This window comes from Marinomonas sp. 63XJN7_7_ISO-PGPR-S23-202, from assembly GCF_056173505.1.
The window spans coordinates 4527501-4547048 of the sequence record NZ_CM149677.1 but is presented as its reverse complement, the minus strand read 5'-3'; the positions used below and the strand labels follow the sequence as shown (position 1 = coordinate 4547048).

The 19548-nt window shown below is 46.2% G+C and carries 14 protein-coding genes; 7 read left to right on the top strand and 7 right to left on the bottom strand.

Annotated features, from left to right (window positions below):
- Nucleotides 1–3 precede the first annotated feature (3 nt).
- From pcnB to dksA, 4 genes are all read right to left on the bottom strand, one after another.
- The gene (gene pcnB, locus AC0VYG_RS20915) at nucleotides 4–1443 is read right to left on the bottom strand and encodes a polynucleotide adenylyltransferase PcnB (RefSeq protein WP_475429813.1); all 1440 of its coding nucleotides are present in this window, start codon (nucleotides 1441–1443) and stop codon (nucleotides 4–6) included.
- A gap of 551 nt (nucleotides 1444–1994) precedes the next feature.
- Nucleotides 1995–3443, bottom strand: coding sequence for a sigma-54-dependent transcriptional regulator (locus AC0VYG_RS20910; RefSeq protein WP_475429812.1), 1449 nt, complete (start codon nucleotides 3441–3443; stop codon nucleotides 1995–1997).
- A gap of 116 nt (nucleotides 3444–3559) precedes the next feature.
- The gene (gluQRS, locus tag AC0VYG_RS20905; RefSeq protein ID WP_475429811.1) at nucleotides 3560–4438 is read right to left on the bottom strand and encodes a tRNA glutamyl-Q(34) synthetase GluQRS; all 879 of its coding nucleotides are present in this window, start codon (nucleotides 4436–4438) and stop codon (nucleotides 3560–3562) included.
- Between the two features lie 4 nt (nucleotides 4439–4442).
- Entirely contained in the window at nucleotides 4443–4877 is a 435-nt protein-coding gene (gene dksA / locus AC0VYG_RS20900; RefSeq protein WP_067020367.1) for an RNA polymerase-binding protein DksA, read from the bottom strand.
- Nucleotides 4878–5040: 163 nt separating this feature from the next.
- Here dksA and AC0VYG_RS20895 point away from each other — a divergent pair, with 163 nt between their 5' ends.
- Nucleotides 5041–6207: an aminotransferase class I/II-fold pyridoxal phosphate-dependent enzyme gene (locus AC0VYG_RS20895; protein WP_475429810.1), complete on the top strand. Its 1167-nt coding sequence runs from the start codon at nucleotides 5041–5043 to the stop codon at nucleotides 6205–6207.
- A 63-nt stretch (nucleotides 6208–6270) separates the two neighbouring features.
- Here AC0VYG_RS20895 and lptG read toward each other — a convergent pair whose 3' ends face one another.
- A complete protein-coding gene (lptG, locus tag AC0VYG_RS20890) occupies nucleotides 6271–7332 on the bottom strand; it encodes an LPS export ABC transporter permease LptG (RefSeq protein ID WP_475429809.1) in 1062 nt (353 codons plus the stop codon).
- Nucleotides 7329–8468 carry an LPS export ABC transporter permease LptF gene (lptF, locus tag AC0VYG_RS20885; protein ID WP_475429808.1) on the bottom strand — a complete coding sequence of 380 codons (1140 nt, stop codon included), beginning with the start codon at nucleotides 8466–8468 and terminating at the stop codon, nucleotides 7329–7331. The genes lptG and lptF overlap by 4 nt, the downstream gene beginning before the upstream one ends.
- 118 nt (nucleotides 8469–8586) lie before the next feature.
- Between lptF and AC0VYG_RS20880 the strand changes: the two genes are divergently transcribed.
- From AC0VYG_RS20880 to AC0VYG_RS20865, 4 genes are all read left to right on the top strand, one after another.
- Entirely contained in the window at nucleotides 8587–10050 is a 1464-nt protein-coding gene (locus tag AC0VYG_RS20880) for a leucyl aminopeptidase (protein WP_475429807.1), read from the top strand.
- Nucleotides 10051–10360: 310 nt separating this feature from the next.
- Complete coding sequence (locus AC0VYG_RS20875) at nucleotides 10361–10879, top strand: hypothetical protein (protein WP_475429806.1); 519 nt, start codon at nucleotides 10361–10363, stop codon at nucleotides 10877–10879.
- 151 nt (nucleotides 10880–11030) lie between these two features.
- Nucleotides 11031–13814, top strand: a complete 2784-nt coding sequence (locus tag AC0VYG_RS20870) for a valine--tRNA ligase (protein WP_475429805.1) — start codon at nucleotides 11031–11033, stop codon at nucleotides 13812–13814.
- Between the two features lie 132 nt (nucleotides 13815–13946).
- The gene (locus AC0VYG_RS20865; RefSeq protein WP_475429804.1) at nucleotides 13947–14207 is read left to right on the top strand and encodes a cold-shock protein; all 261 of its coding nucleotides are present in this window, start codon (nucleotides 13947–13949) and stop codon (nucleotides 14205–14207) included.
- Between the two features lie 126 nt (nucleotides 14208–14333).
- Here AC0VYG_RS20865 and AC0VYG_RS20860 read toward each other — a convergent pair whose 3' ends face one another.
- Entirely contained in the window at nucleotides 14334–14756 is a 423-nt protein-coding gene (locus AC0VYG_RS20860; RefSeq protein ID WP_475429803.1) for a CBS domain-containing protein, read from the bottom strand.
- A gap of 110 nt (nucleotides 14757–14866) precedes the next feature.
- Here AC0VYG_RS20860 and tadA point away from each other — a divergent pair, with 110 nt between their 5' ends.
- Together tadA and purL are read left to right on the top strand one after the other, a co-directional pair.
- Nucleotides 14867–15355 carry a tRNA adenosine(34) deaminase TadA gene (gene tadA, locus AC0VYG_RS20855; protein ID WP_475429802.1) on the top strand — a complete coding sequence of 163 codons (489 nt, stop codon included), beginning with the start codon at nucleotides 14867–14869 and terminating at the stop codon, nucleotides 15353–15355.
- A 115-nt stretch (nucleotides 15356–15470) separates the two neighbouring features.
- Nucleotides 15471–19370 (top strand): phosphoribosylformylglycinamidine synthase, encoded by a 3900-nt coding sequence (gene purL / locus AC0VYG_RS20850; RefSeq protein WP_475429801.1) that lies wholly within the window; start codon nucleotides 15471–15473, stop codon nucleotides 19368–19370.
- Nucleotides 19371–19548 lie beyond the last annotated feature (178 nt).

Below are 19548 nucleotides of genomic sequence, written 5' to 3'. Positions count from 1 at the left end.
TTCTTATTCGTTTGATGCTTCTCGACGTGGTGCGTTGCTTTTTCTACGATGGCGAGGACGGCGTTTTTTGGCCGCTTCTTTATCGTTAGCGCGAGCATCGATGCTTCTCACTAAGTCTCTTTGCTCTTGTTCATTGGCGAACTGGAAAGCTTCCCACCAAGCGCCCAGGCCGCCCAATTTTGTGCCACTTAATTCGCGGATTAACAAGAAATCAAAGGCGGCACGAAAGCGTGGATGTTCAAGTAGGATAAAAGCGCGTTTACCATAGCGTTTAGGTAAGCGGAATTGCAGGTCCCAGATTTCACGCATGGGTGTAGAGAAGCGTCTTGGGATGGCAGTAGAAGCGACTTGATTGTCTAGGACCATGCTGGCTGCTTGATGAAGCGCTGGTGTGGCTGGCATACCTTGCGTTTGAAATTCTTCATGACGCAGTGACACACTCGGCCATAGCATAATAGCGTATAAGAAATAAGGGGCAGTGGTTTTACCGCTTTGGATGCGCTTATCGGTATTTTCTAAGCCTTGCAGAATGAAGGCCATTGGGTCAATATCTTCTCGTTTCCAACCACTTTGTAACAGTGCTTCCGTATCAGGGAATAGGTATTTAAACAGGCCATACTGTCTGAGCAAATGGAAGGTTTTGACCCCATTACCGCTCCCAAGGAGCTTTAAAACTTCTTCAAACAGGCGAGCAGGGGGGATATGGTCTAGCAAATGCGCCATTTCTTTTATGGGGGCGGCAGTCTCTTCTTCTATTTCAAAGTTTAGCTTTCCAGCAAAGCGGATCGCTCGTAACATACGCACGGGATCTTCTTGATAGCGTTGACGAGGATCACCAATGATACGGATTTGTTGGCTCTCAATGTCTGCCAAGCCGCCACAATAATCGTGAATACTGAAATCTTTGACATTGTAATACAAGGCGTTAAAGGTAAAGTCGCGGCGTTCTGCATCTTCTTCGATGCTGCCATAGACATTGTCACGTAGCACAATACCATGGGCTGAGCGGGCAGAATCTTTGCCTTTGAGAGAGTCTTGAGGTTTGTTTTTTTGGAAAGTGTCATCGTCTTGAGCGCTGTTTGCTCTAAAAGTCGATACTTCAATGATCTCGCGGCCAAATGTCACATGAACCAATCGAAAGCGTCGTCCAATCAAACGAGAGTTCGAGAATAGATCATTGACTTCTTCCGGTGTGGCATTGGTGACCACATCAAAATCTTTTGGGATAACGCCGATTAAATGGTCGCGGATACAGCCGCCAACAAGGTAGGCCTCAAACCCCGCTTTGTTCAAGCGATACAAAACTTTCACGGCATTGGGACTTAAGTTCTGACGAGACAGACTATGGTCGCTGCGTGGAATGATGATGGGGTAAGTCTGCTCCGTTTTAGGGGTAAGCAGTGAAGTGGCTTTACGTACCAGAGATTTTAATCCTGTAAGCATTGGACAACAAATTTTAAGTTAACAAAAACTGTATTCTACACGTGTGAGGCGAAAGTTACACGGATAATAGAGTATCTGGATTGAGCGAATATGATATAGATAGAACAGAAAGGCGAGCAATTTATCGGGTGAACCCCGAAAATAAAATAATCGCTTTGGATACATGAAGATACTAGTTCCGAAAACAAAGTGGGTGCTGCTTCAGCAGTTCTACTCAGGTTTTATTTTTATTATTGCAATGTTTTCATTGCCCGAAGGCTTATATATCTAAAAAAATCAATTATCCAAAGCGATTTTCCACCCATAGCCTCAAATTTTTATTTTTATTTTAAGAGGCTACGGCATTCTTGTTTTTTATTTTTATTGTCAAGAACATACGACGACTGATTAACTTATTTTTATTCTTCGTCAATCTTATTATCGTTGTGATCTATATAGAGCACGAGTTGTGCCAAAAATTATAATCCATTGAATTTATTAAGTTTTATGTTTTTTCTATACGTATTTCTTGCAAAAATTATATTTTTTTATGTGTATTTTGGTATCAAGTGTTACTTATTTTCTGTTACCTGTCTGGGTATGCCAAGCTTTTGTCTTCTTTCCCACAGGCTTTTTCTAGATATGCCCAAAGAATGTGCAAGTTGAGTTTCTGTCATTTTATGTTGGTGCGAGAGAACAAAGTGTTTAAAGTAATCATCTAGGGTGGTGCCCGTCGATGGTGTCATTGATGAGTGTGCTTCCTCCTGAGCCTTTTCAATCTGCTGTGCGTGACTGGCCGCTAGGCTGGTGTGCCGCGAGGAAATCTTCAAGTTCGCCGCTTCGACTTTGTTGGCCGGGCTTAATATGACGGCTCGTTCAATGGCATTTTCGAGTTCACGAACGTTACCAGGCCAATGATGGGCACGAATCGCTTTATCAAAGCTTTTGTTGTAGGCCAATAGGGGGCGGTTGTGCTTTTTACAGGCTTTTTCCAATAGGTTTTTGGCAATCATAGAGATGTCATCGCCCCGTTCTCTAAGAGGCGGAATAATCAGTTCCATGACGTACAGACGGTAGTATAAATCCTCACGAAATTGTCTGCGTCGAACCATGTCCATTAAATCTCGGTGTGTTGCTGTGATCAACCGGATATCCACTTTAGTCGCTTGAACGGCACCAACCCGGCGGATTTCCCCTTCCTGTAGTACGCGTAATAATCTGGCTTGGGCCTCAAGAGGCAGCTCGCCGATCTCGTCTAAAAATAGGGTGCCATGATCAGCGGCATAAATCAGGCCGTCTCGGGCGCTGGAAGCCCCCGTAAAGGCGCCTTTTTCATGACCAAAGAGTTCTGATTCGATAAGGTTTTCTGGTATGGCAGCGCAGTTTACGCTGATCAGTGGCTTGTTGTTACGTTTGCTTAAATCATGGAGGGCCTTGGCAACCAGTTCTTTACCAGTACCCGATTCACCACGAATTAATACGGTGACATCCGTGCTGGCCACTTTTCGTATGTCGCTAAAAAGCTCTTCCATCGGTGGGCAGCGGCCAATGATGGTGCTGTCTTCATAGCCCAATCGCATGGATTGCTCTTCTTGCTCTGAACGTGCAAAAAGCAGTGGTGCTTCTTTGGTTGGTTTAGTTTCTTGGTTTCTTTCGCTTGCGACGTCAGCTTGGCCCTGGGTGTTTTCCAGTGCGTCGATGACATGCTTTAGCAAGGTTTCAGAATCCGTTGGCAGGGGTAAGTAATACTTGGCCCCTAATGACATGGTTTGTACCGCGATATTAAGACCCGGCTTGGTGTCCAATACAATCCTTGGAGGGGTGTTATCCAATTGCTGTGGCGTTGCCTTGACAAGGCAATCGTTATCCACAAGTAGAAGATCAAAGTCTTTCAGTTCATAAAATTTGTGAGCCTGTTCAAACGAGTGGCTTAGGTTGACTTGAAAACCATAGCGAGACAGCCATTTGTCTGCTTCTTTTAGCGGCGAATGATCAGGACTTATTATCATTATGTGATGCATTATGTCACCTCTTGTAACCAGTGCAACGATTATACACACTCGACATTCCTTGAATAGCAAAAAATAAACCTATGAGAGTGATAGATTGACTGGGCCTATAAGACAGTGAAGGAAGGTTAGAGGAAGTGAGTGTCTTTGGCTTGTAAGGTCATGAGACGTTGTTTGCTGAGAGAGTTGGGCGACCATTGGGGAATGGCCTGTATTAGCGTTTCTTGAATGCTGGTGGCGTGATCGGTTTGAATGTCTAGGTAATGCATAACGCGCTTTAACGTCGCTAAGTCGCCATTTGGAATCGCTTTGGCGTGGTTTTGCTTGCTGATTTTTTCTTGCTGCTCATTCACAATTAAGGGAATGTGACAAAGTTTAGGAGGCGGCCAGCCGAATAAGTCGAACAGGTACAATTGCTGAGCCGTGGTGTCGATTAAGTCCGCGCCACGTACCAAATGAGTGATGCCTTGCAAGTGATCGTCGATCACCACGGCAAGTTGATACGAAAAGTAGCCGTCTTTGCGTTTGAGAATGGGGTGGTTGCCCGTCAGGTCTTGTTCAAATACTAAGGTGCCTTGGATAGCATCGTGACAACGGTACACATCATTCTGTGTTTTTAGGCGCCAAGAATGTGGCTTATTGGTCGTGCTTTGGCAAATGTCAGGGTGTTGGCCTTGGTGCTCAGCTAGGGATTGACGGGTACAATTGCAGGGGAAGACGCGATTTTGTTGCTTAAGTTGGTCTAAGTAGTACTCGTAGAGAGCGGAGTGAGGGAGTTGAAAGCGAACGGGTTCATCAGAGATCAGCTGATAACTTTTTAAGGTGGCAAGAATCTGCTCTGCATACTCGGGTTTGCAACGCACGCCATCCACATCTTCCATGCGGATGAGCCAAGTGCCATTGTGCTGTCGGGCGTCCAGGTAACTGGCGACAGCGCATAACAACGAGCCAAAGTGAAGCGGGCCGGTTGGCGATGGTGCAAAACGGCCTCGGTAACACGATAGCATTGGCTTAGCCGCCGATTTGTTTCTCTTTGATTTCGGCCAATGTTTTACAGTCGATGCATAAGGTGGCGGTTGGACGAGCCTCTAATCGGCGAATACCGATTTCGATACCACATTCATCGCAGAATCCGTAATCATCTTCGTTAATGCGTTCAATGGTCTGAGAGATCTTTTTGACCAACTTGCGTTCACGATCACGAGCGCGCAACTCTAAGCTAAACTCTTCTTCTTGGCTTGCTCTGTCATTAGGATCCGCATAGTTAACCGCTTCCTCTTTGAGGTGATGCACGGTGCGGTCAACCTCTTCCATTAGGCCTTGTTTCCAATTGAGCAGTATGCTTTTAAAATGCGCCAACTGGTTCTCGTTCATGTATTCTTCACCTTCCTTAGCAACGTAAGGGGTGAATTCTTTCATTAAAGATTCCGGGTTCGTATTTGGCATACGCATAGCCTCATTTCGCAGGTGACCTTGTGTGGTAACCTGTAAACTAAAAAAGATTAGGTGGTTTATTTTTCGGGCGGAAACTTACCAGATAATTTTACTATTAACCACATTTTTTGCTCAAATTTTCATGAAAATATGTAACGGAGTTAGGAAAACATCAATGAAGCAGGGTCAATTAGCGCGTCGAGTCAGTGAAATCGCACCTTTTCAGGTTATGGCTGTTCTGGATAAAGCCAAACAACTTCAAGCGAATGGTCACGATGTGATTCACCTTGAGGTGGGTGAGCCAGACTTTGTCGCCCCGAGTGCGGTGAGCGAAGCGGGAGTGCGAGCCATTCAACAGGCACGAACTGGCTATACCTCAGCAACAGGATTGCCAGAACTAAAACAGTCGATTAGCCGTTATTATTCTTCTCGTTACAAGGTATCTGTGTCCCCCGAGCGTATTATCGTCACGCCTGGTGCGTCGGGTGCTTTGTTGCTTATGGCGTCTTTAATGGTAAACGAGGGGGATGAGGTGATCATGCCGGACCCTTGTTATCCCTGCAATCGTCATTTTTTACTGCAAGCTGGGGGGAGAGCGAAACTGATAGAAACCTCACCAGACAACGAATTTAAGATTGATCTGGATAAGCTAGCGCAATATTGGTCATCGACGACCGCTGGTTTGTGGTTGGCTTCGCCTGCTAATCCAACAGGTGCGGTATTGAGTCGTGCCTATGTAGAGAAAGCTTGGCAGGCAGTGAAGAACCTGGGTGGACACCTGTTGGTCGATGAGATTTATCAGGGACTTGTTTATGATGGGGACGATTTTACCGCTTTATCGGTGGACGATAACCTCTTTGTTATCAATAGCTTTTCTAAGTATTTTGCCATGACAGGGTGGCGATTAGGTTGGATGGTGGTGCCAGAGTGGGCGATTGAAGGGGCGACAAAGCTAGCGCAAAATCTTTTTATCTGTGCCCCCTCCATGTCGCAATACGCTGCTCTGCAAGCCTTTGATGAGAAAGTATTGGCCGAATGTGAAGCTCGTCGAGTGCAATTAAATCAGCGTCGACTGACATTGCTGAAAGGTCTGGAACGCATTGGACTACCTGTTGTGACACCGGCTCAAGGTGCATTCTATGTGTTCGTTGATGTGTCATCAGTCACCTCAGATGCGATGACGTGGTGTCTACAGCTTTTAGAGCAAGAATATGTGGCATTAACACCGGGAGCGGATTTTGGTATAGCGAATGCGCACCAATATGTGCGTTTTGCTTATACTTGCGAGGAAGAAAGGTTGGTAGAAGCCATCGCTAGGATTGAACGTTTCATGCAATCCTAGCCATTTGATTGGACCTAGTCGTGGGGGATTTAACCCTTTTTCATTGGCCTTTGTCTCGCTTTATTAGCCTTTGCGTCGCATTAAATAGAGTGCAGCCAGGGTGCAAAGCACAATCGGAATGCTGACGCCGATGACAGGAGGGAAGTGGGCGGCCACGCTCATTTGCCCAAAGAGGTTTAAGCCATTCTGGAACGCTAATCCGATCATCACCCCTGAAAAAATGCGCCCTCCCATAGTGGATGAGCGTAGTGGACCGAATACGCTGGATAAGGCGACCAGTACTAAAGCAAGCGAGCCTAATGGTCGTAGTGCTTTTTGCCAGAACTCCAAAGCGTACTGGGAGGCGTCTTGATGTTGCGCTTCCAGATAGTTTTTATAGTTTGATAGCTGTGAGAGCGACAACGAGTCAGGGTCCTGTGAGGCTAAGAACAAGTGTTCAGGTTTAATGCTGACGCTCCAGTCCATGGTTTTAAAGGACTTGGCTTTGGTATGATCCGGGAAAAACAGCGTTTCGCGGACATTATGTAGAATCCATTTATTACCCGCTTTGTGAGTTGCGGTATCGGCTCGGATGACCCGTTTCAAGGTTTCATTTTCGGGGGTGTAGATAATAAGGCCATACAGTTTTCCGGTGTTATCAGCCGCGTTAATGTAGACGAATTTTTTATCGGCTTTAAGCCATACCCCACCTGTTAGCGCGAAGTTGGTGTCTTGTTGGTCACGGATTTGTTCGATTAAATTGGCTTTTTGTTCGGCAACGGGCGCGACGTATTCAGAAATGGCCAAACCGATCAATGATACCAGCAAGATGGGCTGGCAAGCCGCCAACCCTATACGCCAGATGGGCAAGCCAGCCGCGCGCATGACGGTTAGTTCTGATGTTGAGGCAAGTGCACCGAGTCCCATTAGTGTGCCGATCAAGGAGGCGATAGGAATGTATTGTGCAAGCTTCCCCGGTAGGCGAAAAAACAGTACTTGCAGCAGGGCAGAAATAGGGTAATGGTCATCAACCTGTTTAATCTTATCGATAAATGTCAGGGCGTAATCCAGTCCAAGCAGTACAAATATGACGATTAAAAAAGCCCATAAAACGCTAGTAGCAATGTATCTGTCTATCTTATTCATGAAGTTGGCTCATTTGTGCCTGAGTTGCTTTGATTGGATGCCGGTAGTCTGGCTTTACGGCGAAAAAATACCTGGTTGTATTGAAGAAAGAGGCCGATGGCAATGAGTGCAAATATGCCATGTATCCACCATAATCCATAATCAATGGGGATAGCGCCTTTTTCAAGAGCCGTACGACCCCAAATGAGAAGGGCAATGTAGAAAATCATTAGAATGATGGCTGGCATCATTTTGAAAAAACGTCCTTGCCGTGGATTCACTTGACTAAGCGAGAGCCCGATGATGGCGAGAATAGGGATCATAATGACGAGTGAGATGCGCCATTGCAGCTCAGCTATGTCTTCGGGAACGTTACTTTTTAATAAGTATAAAGTGCTGCGCGTTGTTGGGTCGGTAATGGCTTGAGGGGCATTTTGCTTTAGGCGCATGGCATAGGTGTCAAATTTGGTAACACGGTAGTTGGCGGTGCCGGGGATGCCTTCATATCGAGTGCCATTCTTAAAGACAAGGTAGTCCAGTCCTTTATTGCTTTTCATTTTTATTTCTTCTGCGTAGTTGGCCATCAATATGGTGGGGACATTGATGTTATTTTTACGCGTTAGGCTGGATAAAAATATTTGATTCATCCAGCCTTCTTTTTTGGTAAAACTATCAATATAAGTGGTACGTTGCCCATAGCCTTGAAAGCGTCCAGGTTGTAGAAAGTCATAGGCGGATAGTTGGTCTTGCTCTTGAGAGGCTTTTTCCGAATTGTATTCACTGGTTGGCGCTAGCCAAAAGTTCAGTGCTGCGCTCATTAGGCCAACAATCAGGGCGATGCCAAGAGTATATGACGCCAGTTTGAGTTTGCTTATTCCGCAGGAAAACAACACTGACATTTCATTTTCTATGTATAACCGACCAAATGCCAATAGCAGAGAAAGGAAAAAGGCCAAAGGCAAAATCATTTGTATAAAGCTAGGTGTGTGGTAGCCAAGAATGATAAATAAGAATTTGAAGGTCATCTTGCCATCCGTCGTACGACTTAAGTAGTTGACGAACTGGCCGCTCAGGATGACGATAAGCAAAATGAAAGTCACGCCAGCAGTTGACATCAACACTTCTTTCGCCAAGTATCTAAATAATCTCAAAGTCACCTCAGTTGGGTAGTGCTTTCTTTGTGCAGAGTTGAATACAAATTAAAGGCCCCCATTATCTCGTGCTAAGAAGAAGATTATCCAGTTTTTTTTGCAAAGTTATTTTAAGGAATCTTTCATGAATACGGTTTTATTTGATCGCTTGTCTAATGTTCAAGCGGATTTGTTAGTAGCTTTCGTTCCCAGTGAGGGAGAATTAGCGGAATCAAGCGCTTGGGTTGATGCGAATTCTGACGGCCAAATTACATCACTACGTGAAAGTGGTGTTTTTAAAGGCAGTTTGGCTCAGACGTTATTATTGCCAAGCCTGTCCGCCGACTTTTCTCAAGCCGTTTTATTAGTGGGCGTGGGCAAAAACGCGCCATTAAGTGATATGCAAGCACGCAAAGTTGTGGCAGCTATTGCGTCACAAATCAAGTCTTTGCCTTATGCGACAGTCGCAGTGGCAAACGCTGCATTAGAATTTAAAGGTCGTTCTGCAGGGGAAACCGTTGCATTGGTCGCGCAATGGTTAAACGAAGGCTTTTATAACTTCCTTGGCTTTAAACAAGATGATGCTGAGAAAACGTCAAAGGTGGAAACCTTGATGGTCGAAGGCAGTGATGAAGCGGCTCTTGCCATTGGTGTGGCCACAGCGGCAGGGTCGGCTTTTACTCGTCAATTGGGTAACCTACCAGGCAATGTTTGTACACCAAACTATCTTGCGTCAAAAGCGCAAATGTTGGGTGAAGAATACGGTGTTGAGGTTGAGTTACTAGACGAAACCAAGATGGATGAGCTAGGCATGCATTGTATGCTGTCTGTCGGTCGTGGTAGTGATCAGCCTAGCTATTTGATTGTTATGCATTATCGTGGTGGTGCAGAAGACGAAGCACCTCACGTATTGTTAGGTAAAGGAATTACCTTCGATACAGGTGGTATTTCTTTGAAACCTGGTCCTAAAATGGACGAGATGAAGTACGACATGTGTGGTGCGGCCAGTGTTTTCGGTACCATGAAGGCAATTTGTGAGTTGAAGCCTAAGCTGAATTTTACGGCGGTTATTGCGGCGGCTGAAAATATGCCAAGTGCACGCGCGACTAAACCTGGCGATATTGTCAAAACCATGTCGGGTAAAACGGTTGAAATCTTGAATACCGATGCCGAAGGGCGTTTGGTATTGTGTGATGCGTTGACTTACATTGAACGCTTTAAACCACAATCGGTAGTGGATATTGCCACTTTGACGGGTGCGTGTGTCGTAGCGTTGGGTGGTGTGAACTCTGGAATGTATGCAAACGATGAGGCGGTTGCTTCTGAATTGAAAGCTGCCAGCCAAATTGCCGCGGATAAAATCTGGCAAATGCCACTGGACGAAGAATATCAGCAACAGCTTGATAGCAACTTCGCCGACATCGCCAATATTGGTGGCCCTGAAGCGGGCTCAGTAACGGCCGCATGCTTCTTGTCTCGCTTTACCGAATCTTACCCTTGGGCGCACTTGGATATCGCTGGTACGGCATGGACTGGTGGCGCGGCAAAAGGGGCAAGCGGTCGTCCAGTTGCCTTGCTGACACGCTATTTATTGTCGAAAACACAGTAATTGAAAATACTCTAATAAGGTCACCTTTCGATTTGGTCTGTTGTTTAGTCCGTCGAGCAGGTTGAGAAAAAAGCAGTTGCGATTGGTCGTCACTGCTTTTTTTATAAAAGAATGAAGGAGATAGGAAAGCTTTAGACTACTCAGAGGAAGAGAAAAGGTGGGAACTCGGTTTGCGGCGCCAATATAGGGTAGACATTTATTTTCGAGGATGCGAAAGTTAACCGATGTGTCGGGTCGTTTTGTTGGCCTGTTGGTTTATCAATATCCTCCTTTTAACTTAACGAACTCATGTAGTTTTGGTTGATGTTTTATGTCTGAATTAGCCGCTCATTATGAAGAAAGCACATTGGAACCGGATGAAAATACCTTGATCGATGCGTTACGCAATCAAGATGATATTCCGATTCTGATGGATGTCGTGACGGACAAAGAGGATGTTGACGTCAGCGATGACGAGGTGGCCCAGCTAGCTGACACGCCACCACAGCCGATGGGGTTAGCAGAACTGGTGGCTGAGGATCTTAGAGAGGATCAAGACGCTGACCATGAGGAAGAGAGCCGTCAAGCGGCTGACACTGACCAAGAGGATGACCATTCGGACATTCCCGTGTTAACCACACCCGAGGTAGCTGCTGGTTCTTCGCCAGCACAACAACCTGCATCACAAAACGAGTCAGAACACCAGAGGTCGCAACAAACGGCGGGTGAGCAATCTGAATTGCAAGAAGCAATCTCTATTGCGTTGGCTGAAGTGTTGCAAAGACGCTTGCCTGAGTTAGTAGAAGAGGTGTTGCACATAGTGAATGAGCGAGTGTCCAACAGCAAATAAAGGCTTAGCCTGATACTCTTACTTCTGATACGAGGTTGCTAGCCTCAAACAGCTTGTTATTCAAATGAGTCAGGTTATTCTTTATCTGACCATGACACGTTATAATCCGCCAATTACATTTACCGCTACATAAGAGCTTTAAGACATCATAATGGAAAAAACCTACCAACCTCAAAGTATCGAACAGCCTATTTATCAACGTTGGGAAGAAGAGGGATATTTCTCGCCTCAAGGTTCCGGCGCGCCTTTTTCTATCATGATTCCACCACCTAATGTCACGGGTAGTCTGCACATGGGTCATGCGTTTCAGCATTCTTTGATGGATGCCATGATTCGCCGTGAGCGTATGAAAGGTAAACGTACCTTGTGGCAACCAGGTAGTGACCATGCAGGCATTGCCACTCAGATGGTGGTCGAACGACAACTCGCGGCACAAAACATCACTCGCCACGATCTGGGTCGTGAAAAGTTCCTGGAAAAAGTGTGGGAGTGGAAGGGGCAGTCAGGCGGTACCATTTCTGACCAGATGCGTGTCCTAGGGGATTCGGTAGCGTGGGACAAAGAGCGTTTCACCATGGATTCTGGTATGTCGGCGGCAGTTCAAGAAGTGTTTGTACGTTTGTTTGATGAAGGCATTATTTACCGTGGTCAGCGCTTGGTTAACTGGGACCCGGTTTTACACACGGCCATTTCCGATTTGGAAGTCATCTCAGAAGAAGAAAACGGCTTTATGTGGTACTTCCGCTATCCGCTTGCCGATGGAGAGAAAACCGCTGATGGTAAAGATCATATTGTGGTGGCAACAACTCGACCAGAAACCATTTTTGGCGATGCGGCCGTCGCGGTGGCGCCCGATGATGAGCGTTTTACTGATTTGGTGGGCAAATTTGTTGACTTACCCTTGGTTGGGCGTCGTATTCCAATTGTGGCGGATGAATACGTTGATAAAGAATTTGGTACTGGCTGTGTAAAAATCACACCTGCCCATGACTTTAATGACTATGAAGTGGGCAAACGTCATGATATGCCATTGATCAATATTTTTACTGATGATGCGAAAATGAATGATATCGTCCCAGAAAAATACCGGGGGATGGATCGTTTTGATGCGCGTAAAGCGGTGGTAGAAGATTTTGATGGGTTAGGCTTGCTTGAAAAAGTAGTCGATCACAAGTTGAAAGTGCCACGCGGTGAGCGTGGTAACACAGTGATCGAACCTTACTTGACGCAACAATGGTATGTGGCGGTTGAGACCCTTGCTAAACCTGCTATTGAAGCGGTTGAAAACGGCGACATTCAATTTGTACCCAAACAGTGGGAAAACACCTATTTTTCTTGGATGCGTGATTTACAAGATTGGTGTATCTCTCGTCAGCTTTGGTGGGGGCATCAAATTCCGGCTTGGTACGATGCTGAAGGCAAACATTATGTCGGTATGAGTGAAGACGATGTACGTGCTAAATATGGTTTAGCGGCGGATCTTGAGCTGACTCGAGACGAAGACGTGCTAGATACTTGGTTCTCATCTGCACTTTGGACCTTCGCGACACAAGGTTGGCCGGAAGAAACACAAGATTTTAAAGACTTTAGTGAATCCGATGTCTTGGTAACCGGTTTTGATATCATCTTCTTCTGGGTGGCCAGAATGATCATGATGACCTTGAAGTTTACCAACAAGGTACCCTTCAAAACCGTGTATATTACTGGGCTGATCCGTGATGAACGCGGTGACAAGATGTCTAAATCGAAAGGTAACGTCATTGATCCATTGGATTTGATTGGCGGTATTGATATCGAGTCTTTGGTGAAAAAGCGCACCTACGGCATGATGCAACCGCGTCTTGCTGAAAAAGTCGAAAAGAACACCCGCGAAACCTACCCAGAAGGCATTCAGGCGTATGGTACCGACGCTTTGCGCTTTACCCTTTGCTCACTGGCATCCGGTGGTCGTGATATTAAATTCGATCTAAATCGTTTAGAAGGTTACCGAAACTTCTGTAACAAAATTTGGAACGCAACCCGTTACGTTCTGATGAACACAGAAGATCAAGACTGTGGTCAAAATGGCGCGGACGTTGAATTGTCTCTTGCTGATAAGTGGATTATCTCTCGTCTACAGCACGCTGAAGAGGCGGTAAATCGTGCTTTTGATACCCATCGTTATGACTTGGCAGCACAAGCTCTATACGAATTCATGTGGCATGAGTACTGTGACTGGTACTTGGAACTGTCTAAGCCGGTACTTTGGGATGAAAATGCAACACCAGCTCAGCTAACAGGGACTCGTCGTACCTTGGTTCGCGTATTAGAAGCCTTCTTGCGTTTAGCACACCCTATGATGCCATTTTTAACGGAAGAAATCTGGCAACGTGTTGCGCCGCTATCGAGTGTGGAAGGTGAGACCATTATGTTAGCGTCCTACCCAGAAGCTGACGAAGCTAAGAAAGACGCTCAATCCGAAGCCGATGTGGAATGGCTGAAAGGGGTGATTGAAGGCGTGCGTAATATTCGTGGTGAAATGAATATTGCCCCATCTAAACCGTTAGATGTTTTATTCCGCAATGGTTCTGAGCAAGACAAGGCCCGCCTTGAAGCGAACTTGGCCTTCTTGCAAAAATTGGCAAAACTGGAAAACATCACTTGGCTAAACGCTGGCGATGAAGCGCCTATGTCCGCAACGGCTTTAGTCGGGGACATGGAAGTGTTAGTGCCAATGGCGGGGTTGATCGATAAGGATGCCGAAATTGCGCGTTTGCAAAAAGAGATTGATAAAGCGGCTAAGGATCTTGAACGCATAGAAGGCAAGCTATCTAACGAGAGCTTTGTGGCTAAAGCCCCAGAAGCGGTGGTGGCGAAAGAACGCGCTAAGTGTGATGATTTGAAGCTGATGGTCAGTAAATTGGAAGAGCAAAAAGCCAGTATTGAGTCTTTATAATTGGCAAAATAAAGAATAGCAAGGCACCTTTGGGTGCCTTTTTCTATGCTTATTGAATTGCAATAGTGTAGGGCTTAAATAGAATAAGAGTCGTCTCAAAAAAATAAAAATAAGTAGTAGAGGTAATTCAGTGTGGAAAGAGTGATTGGGAAAGTTAAGTGGTTTAATGACTCCAAAGGCATTGGTTTTATCAAACGAGTAGGCGAGAGTGATGTGTTTGTTCACTATAAGTCTATTCAGACAGAGGGCCATAAGACTTTACGTAAAGGTCAAGAGGTTAGCTTCACTTTGGAGACAACAGAGTTTGGGATTCAAGCGATGAATGTACAGATAGAGAGTACGCCATCCAAAGCCAAGAAATCTCAGGGTGAAGAGGCTCAAGTCAACAGCTAGGATTCTTTGCACGACCCAGTACGGCAATAAAGTAGACTCAATACGCTTAAATGATGTTTGTTGTCTATTTCTTATTCCACTTGGTTTTGTCTGTCATTCTGTCATGTCGTGCAAAGCTTGCTGTTATTAGTCTTTCTTGGTGAGTAAACTATGGGCCAATCTAACAAAGTCAACTGGTGTTAAAATACCAACCAGTTTATCGTTTTCAATGACGGGGAGGCAGCCATATTTGTTTTCGATAAAAAACTCGGCCGCCACATCAAGGTCCGTGGTTGGGGTGATGGTTAAAATATCGGTATTCATGGCTTTTGCAACGGGCGTTTGCTCTTCTTTGTGATTGAGCTGTTGCGTCCCGAATTGGCTGACCAAATAAAAGGCATGGCGCAGGTACTCTCGTTGCGTTAATAGGCCGATGCATTCTCCGAGATCATTCGTAATGGGTAGATTGCGAATGTTTTTATTGTGCATTAATGATTTGGCGGTGGCCAAAGAGTCGTCCTCTTTTAGTGTGACAAGTTGAGTTGTCATCAAATCCGCGACTTTCATCATGTTGTCGATCTCCCTATTTTTCTGTTTAAAGTATCAATTAGTTTGGTGTAAGCCTCGTCGAAAGGCAATTTGTTTGCCATGAATAAGATCAATCTTAAGGCGATTATATAATGAATGATGAGATATGGATGCAACAGGCACTGTTATTGGCCGAAAAAGCCGCGCTGGAAAGTGAAATCCCAGTTGGAGCCATTGTTGTGTTGGATGGGGAAATCATCGGCGAAGGCTATAACTCACCTATTTCTCAATGCGATCCTACCGCACACGCGGAAATTCAAGCGATTCGAGATGCTTGTCGACGGATGAATAATTATCGCCTTCCCGGCGCGACTTTGTATGTCACTTTAGAACCTTGTTCTATGTGCGCTGGTGCCATTATTCATTCAAGGGTAGCGCGAGTGGTGTACGCCGCCACTGAGCCCAAAAGTGGGATAGTGGAAAGCCAAGGGCAGTTTTTTGACGCCCCTTTTTTAAATCATCGAGTAGAGGTTTGTTCGGGGGTATTGGCGGAGGCGGCGTCGATGCAATTAACCCAGTTTTTTCAGTACCGCCGAGAGCAAAAAAAGAAATTAAAGCAGCAGGTCAAACGCGATTTATAGGGATTTCTGCCTCATTTCCGGTAGAAATGTCATACTATGCTAGCCTCTATTTGCCTCCTTGCTTTAAAATACCCACACCATTTCCCCAAAACTACCAAGTGAGGCAACATACAACATGCTAACCCTGCATGGTTCCGCGGCGCTATCGGCGTTTCGCAAAGCAAAGTTATTAGCCAATATGCAAGCGTCTGTGCCATCTGTTATTGATGTCGATGCGCAATTTCTCCATTTCGTGGAGCTGGCTGATGATCAAACGCTTTCCGTTGAGCAGCAAACTGTCCTGCAACGTGCTCTAGCCTACGGTCCTAAATCCTCCCAAGTCAGTTCATCTGAGCAAAGTGTTTTAGTGGTTCCACGTTTAGGCACCATTTCACCTTGGTCATCCAAAGCAACCGATATCCTTCATAACTGTGGCCTTGCCGTGGTCTCTCGTGTTGAGCGTGGCGTGGAATACTTTATTCACAGCTCTGTGCCATTAGCGACAGAAGAATTGGATCTATTGTCTGCTATGTTGCATGACCGCATGACAGAGAGTGTGTTGCCTGCATTGAGTGATGCGGCCAACTTGTTCTCTCATGCCGAACCCGCACCGATGACAAGTGTGGATGTGTTAGGTGGTGGCCGTGCTGCGTTGGTTGAGGCAAACCAAACGCTCGGGCTGGCATTGGCTGAAGACGAAATTGATTACCTAGTTGAGTCCTTTGTGGAGCTAGGTCGTAACCCAATTGACGTTGAGCTAATGATGTTTGCCCAAGCAAACTCAGAGCACTGTCGTCATAAAATCTTTAATGCGTCTTGGACCATTGATGGCGAAGAGCAAGAACGCTCTTTGTTCAAAATGATTAAGAACACCCACGAACATAATCCAGATGGCACCTTGTCAGCATACAAAGACAATGCGGCTGTGATGAAAGGTCACTTTGGTGGTCGTTTCTTCCCATCTTCAGAGACTCGTGAATACGATTTCAGTCATGAAAACATCGATATATTGATGAAGGTGGAAACCCACAACCACCCAACAGCGATAGCCCCATTCTCTGGTGCGGCAACGGGGTCTGGTGGTGAGATTCGTGACGAAGGGGCAACTGGTGTTGGCGCAAAACCAAAGGCAGGTTTGAGCGGCTACACGGTATCTGACCTGAAAATTCCAGGTCACGAACAACCTTGGGAAAGCCAATATGGCAAGCCTTCCCGTATTGTGACGCCATTAGACATTATGATCGAAGGGCCGATTGGTGGTGCAGCGTTTAACAACGAGTTTGGTCGTCCTAATCTATTGGGTTATTTCCGTACTTACGAACAAGAAATCCAAGGTGCTTCGCAAAAAGAAGTGCGTGGTTACCATAAGCCAATCATGTTGGCGGGTGGTATCGGTAATATTCGTCGTGAGCACGTTGAAAAACAAGAGATCAAAGTCGGCGCTAAGTTAATCGTGCTGGGTGGTCCTGCAATGTTGATCGGCCTTGGCGGAGGCGCGGCGTCTTCTATGGCATCAGCTGATGGAAACGAAGACCTGGACTTTGCCTCTGTACAACGTGGTAATCCAGAAATGGAACGCCGTTGTCAGGAAGTTATCGATCGTTGCTGGCAGTTGGGTGACAAGAACCCAATCAGCTTTATCCACGATGTGGGAGCGGGTGGTTTGTCAAACGCCTTACCAGAATTAGTCAAAGACGGTGAGCGGGGCGGTAATTTCGATCTACGAAAAGTGCTAAATGACGAGCCAGGCATGTCACCACTGGAAATCTGGTGTAACGAATCGCAAGAGCGTTATGTTATGGCGGTTTCTCCAGATCGTATCGAAGAATTTACGGCGATTTGTGAGCGTGAGCGCTGTCCTTTTGCCATTGTTGGTGACGCGAAAGAAGAAATGCACCTGCAAGTTGCGGATGAGCATTTCGATAACAAGCCTGTTGATTTGCCAATGTCGGTGCTATTTGGCAAACCGCCTAAAATGCATCGCGAAGCGACGAAAGCCGTGATTGCGGGTGATGAGTTCACTGCTATTGATGTGGATCTAGCGGATGCAGCAAACCGCGTCTTGAGCTTGCCAACCGTTGCGAGTAAGAACTTCTTGATCACCATTGGTGACCGTTCGATCACAGGTATGGTGGCGCGTGATCAAATGGTGGGTCCATGGCAAGTGCCTGTAGCGGATGTGGCGGTCACCACGTCTTCACTTGAAAGCTACACTGGCGAAGCCATGACCATGGGCGAACGAACCCCCGTTGCTTTGTTGGATGCACCAGCCTCTGGTCGCATGGCGGTTGGTGAAGCGCTGACCAACTTGGCGGCAGCACACATAACCAAGCGTAGCCATATTAAGTTGTCTGCAAACTGGATGGCAGCGGCAGGTCATGAAGGCGAAGATGAAAAACTTTATCAAACTGTAAAAGCCGTCGGTATGGAGTTATGTCCTGCATTGGATATTGCCATTCCAGTGGGTAAAGACTCCATGTCCATGAAAACGGTATGGAAAGAAGATGGCAAAGACAAAGCGGTAACCTCTCCACTTTCCTTGGTTATCTCTGCCTTTGCTCCAGTGACCGATGTTCGCAAAACATTAACCCCTGAATTGCAAAACAAAGCGGATACCCGTTTGTTGCTGGTGGACTTAGGGGCTGGCAAAAATCGCCTTGGTGGTTCAGTTATCGCTCAGGTATATAACAAGCTTGGTCAGCAGGCGCCAGACGTTGATGATGCAGCGGCCTTAGCAGGCTTCTTCGATACCACACAAGCTTTGAACGCCGAAGGCAAATTGTTGGCTTATCACGACCGTTCTGATGGTGGTGTGTTTGCAACCTTGGTCGAAATGTCATTTGCCAGTCATCTGGGCTTGGACATTGATCTGGATGAAACTATTATCAATCGTATGCAAGTCGCTCCTGCTTTGTTTAATGAGGAGTTAGGTGCGGTTATTCAGGTGAATGAGTCTGATGTGACCGAGGTGATCTCTGCTTATGCCAATGCGGGTGTCACAGTGACTCCCATCGCAACCTTATCGGGAGACGATTCCATCCGAGTGCGTTTCGGCGGCGAAACAGTATTAGAAGAAACACGCGTCAATTGGCAGCGTGTTTGGTCAGAAACCAGCTACCGTATTCAAGCGCTACGTGATAATCCAGACTGCGCGCAACAAGAGTTCGATAGCTTGTTGGATGAGAGCGATCCGGGCTTATCGGCGCATCTCTCTTTTGATATCAATGCTGATGTGGCGGCGCCCTTTATTGCATCCGGTAAGAAACCAAAGATCGCCGTATTGCGTGAGCAAGGCGTCAACGGTCAAGTAGAAATGGCGGCGGCTTTCCATAAAGCGGGCTTCACTCCTGTAGATGTTCACATGAGTGATATCTTGTCTGGCCGTACTACGCTGGATCAATTCAGTGGTTTGGTGGCCTGTGGTGGTTTCTCTTACGGTGATGTATTGGGAGCCGGTGAAGGTTGGGCGAAGTCTATTCTTTTCAATCAGGTTGCTCGGGAGCAATTTGAAACTTTCTTCAACCGTCCAGATACCTTCTCTCTGGGGGTGTGTAATGGTTGTCAGATGTTGTCGAATCTGCATGAACTGATTCCTGGAACAGACCATTGGCCGAAATTTGTCCGTAACCAATCAGCACAGTTCGAGGCGCGCCTTGTACAAGTAGAAGTTCAGAAATCCAACTCTATTTTGTTCGATGGTATGGAAGGTTCTCGTATGCCGATCGTTGTGGCCCATGGTGAAGGCCAAACGGAATATCGTGATGAACAAGATATTGCAGCCTTAGCGTCTTCTGCGCAAATTGCCCTTCGTTATGTGGACAACTACGGTCAAGCGACTGAGCGTTACCCATTCAACCCGAATGGTTCGGCACAAGGTGTGACAGGGTTAACCTCTGAAGATGGCCGTGTCACTATTATGATGCCTCACCCAGAACGTGTTTACCGTACGGTTCAACACAGCTGGCACCCAAGTGATTGGCAAGAGCAAGCGCCTTGGTTGCGTCTGTTCCAAAACGCCAGAAAGTGGTTGGGTTAAGTTTTACGCCTAAAAACTGAGTGTTAAGTAAGGCCTCTAATGACATGATTAGAGGCCTTTTTTATTAATCGCTGATGAGCACAAGAACGGTAGAGTGCTGTTAACCGGAGAGGTTGAGCATTTTTTGCTCGAAAATCTGAGTTAATGAATGATTAATGTGCAGAAAGTGTGTTTCTTA

Excerpts from the sequence above, each read along its gene's own strand:
- AC0VYG_RS20880 (WP_475429807.1), top strand. The coding sequence starts at position 8,587 with ATGAATACGGTTTTATTTGATCGCTTGTCTAATGTTCAAGCGGATTTG.
- AC0VYG_RS20910 (WP_475429812.1), bottom strand. The coding sequence starts at position 3,443 with ATGCATCACATAATGATAATAAGTCCTGATCATTCGCCGCTAAAAGAA.
- AC0VYG_RS20875 (WP_475429806.1), top strand. The coding sequence starts at position 10,361 with ATGTCTGAATTAGCCGCTCATTATGAAGAAAGCACATTGGAACCGGAT.
- lptG (WP_475429809.1), bottom strand. The coding sequence starts at position 7,332 with ATGAATAAGATAGACAGATACATTGCTACTAGCGTTTTATGGGCTTTT.
- AC0VYG_RS20860 (WP_475429803.1), bottom strand. The coding sequence starts at position 14,756 with ATGATGAAAGTCGCGGATTTGATGACAACTCAACTTGTCACACTAAAA.
- dksA (WP_067020367.1), bottom strand. The coding sequence starts at position 4,877 with ATGCCAAATACGAACCCGGAATCTTTAATGAAAGAATTCACCCCTTAC.
- gluQRS (WP_475429811.1), bottom strand. The coding sequence starts at position 4,438 with ATGCTATCGTGTTACCGAGGCCGTTTTGCACCATCGCCAACCGGCCCG.
- AC0VYG_RS20870 (WP_475429805.1), top strand. The coding sequence starts at position 11,031 with ATGGAAAAAACCTACCAACCTCAAAGTATCGAACAGCCTATTTATCAA.
- AC0VYG_RS20895 (WP_475429810.1), top strand. The coding sequence starts at position 5,041 with ATGAAGCAGGGTCAATTAGCGCGTCGAGTCAGTGAAATCGCACCTTTT.
- tadA (WP_475429802.1), top strand. The coding sequence starts at position 14,867 with ATGAATGATGAGATATGGATGCAACAGGCACTGTTATTGGCCGAAAAA.
- pcnB (WP_475429813.1), bottom strand. The coding sequence starts at position 1,443 with ATGCTTACAGGATTAAAATCTCTGGTACGTAAAGCCACTTCACTGCTT.
- purL (WP_475429801.1), top strand. The coding sequence starts at position 15,471 with ATGCTAACCCTGCATGGTTCCGCGGCGCTATCGGCGTTTCGCAAAGCA.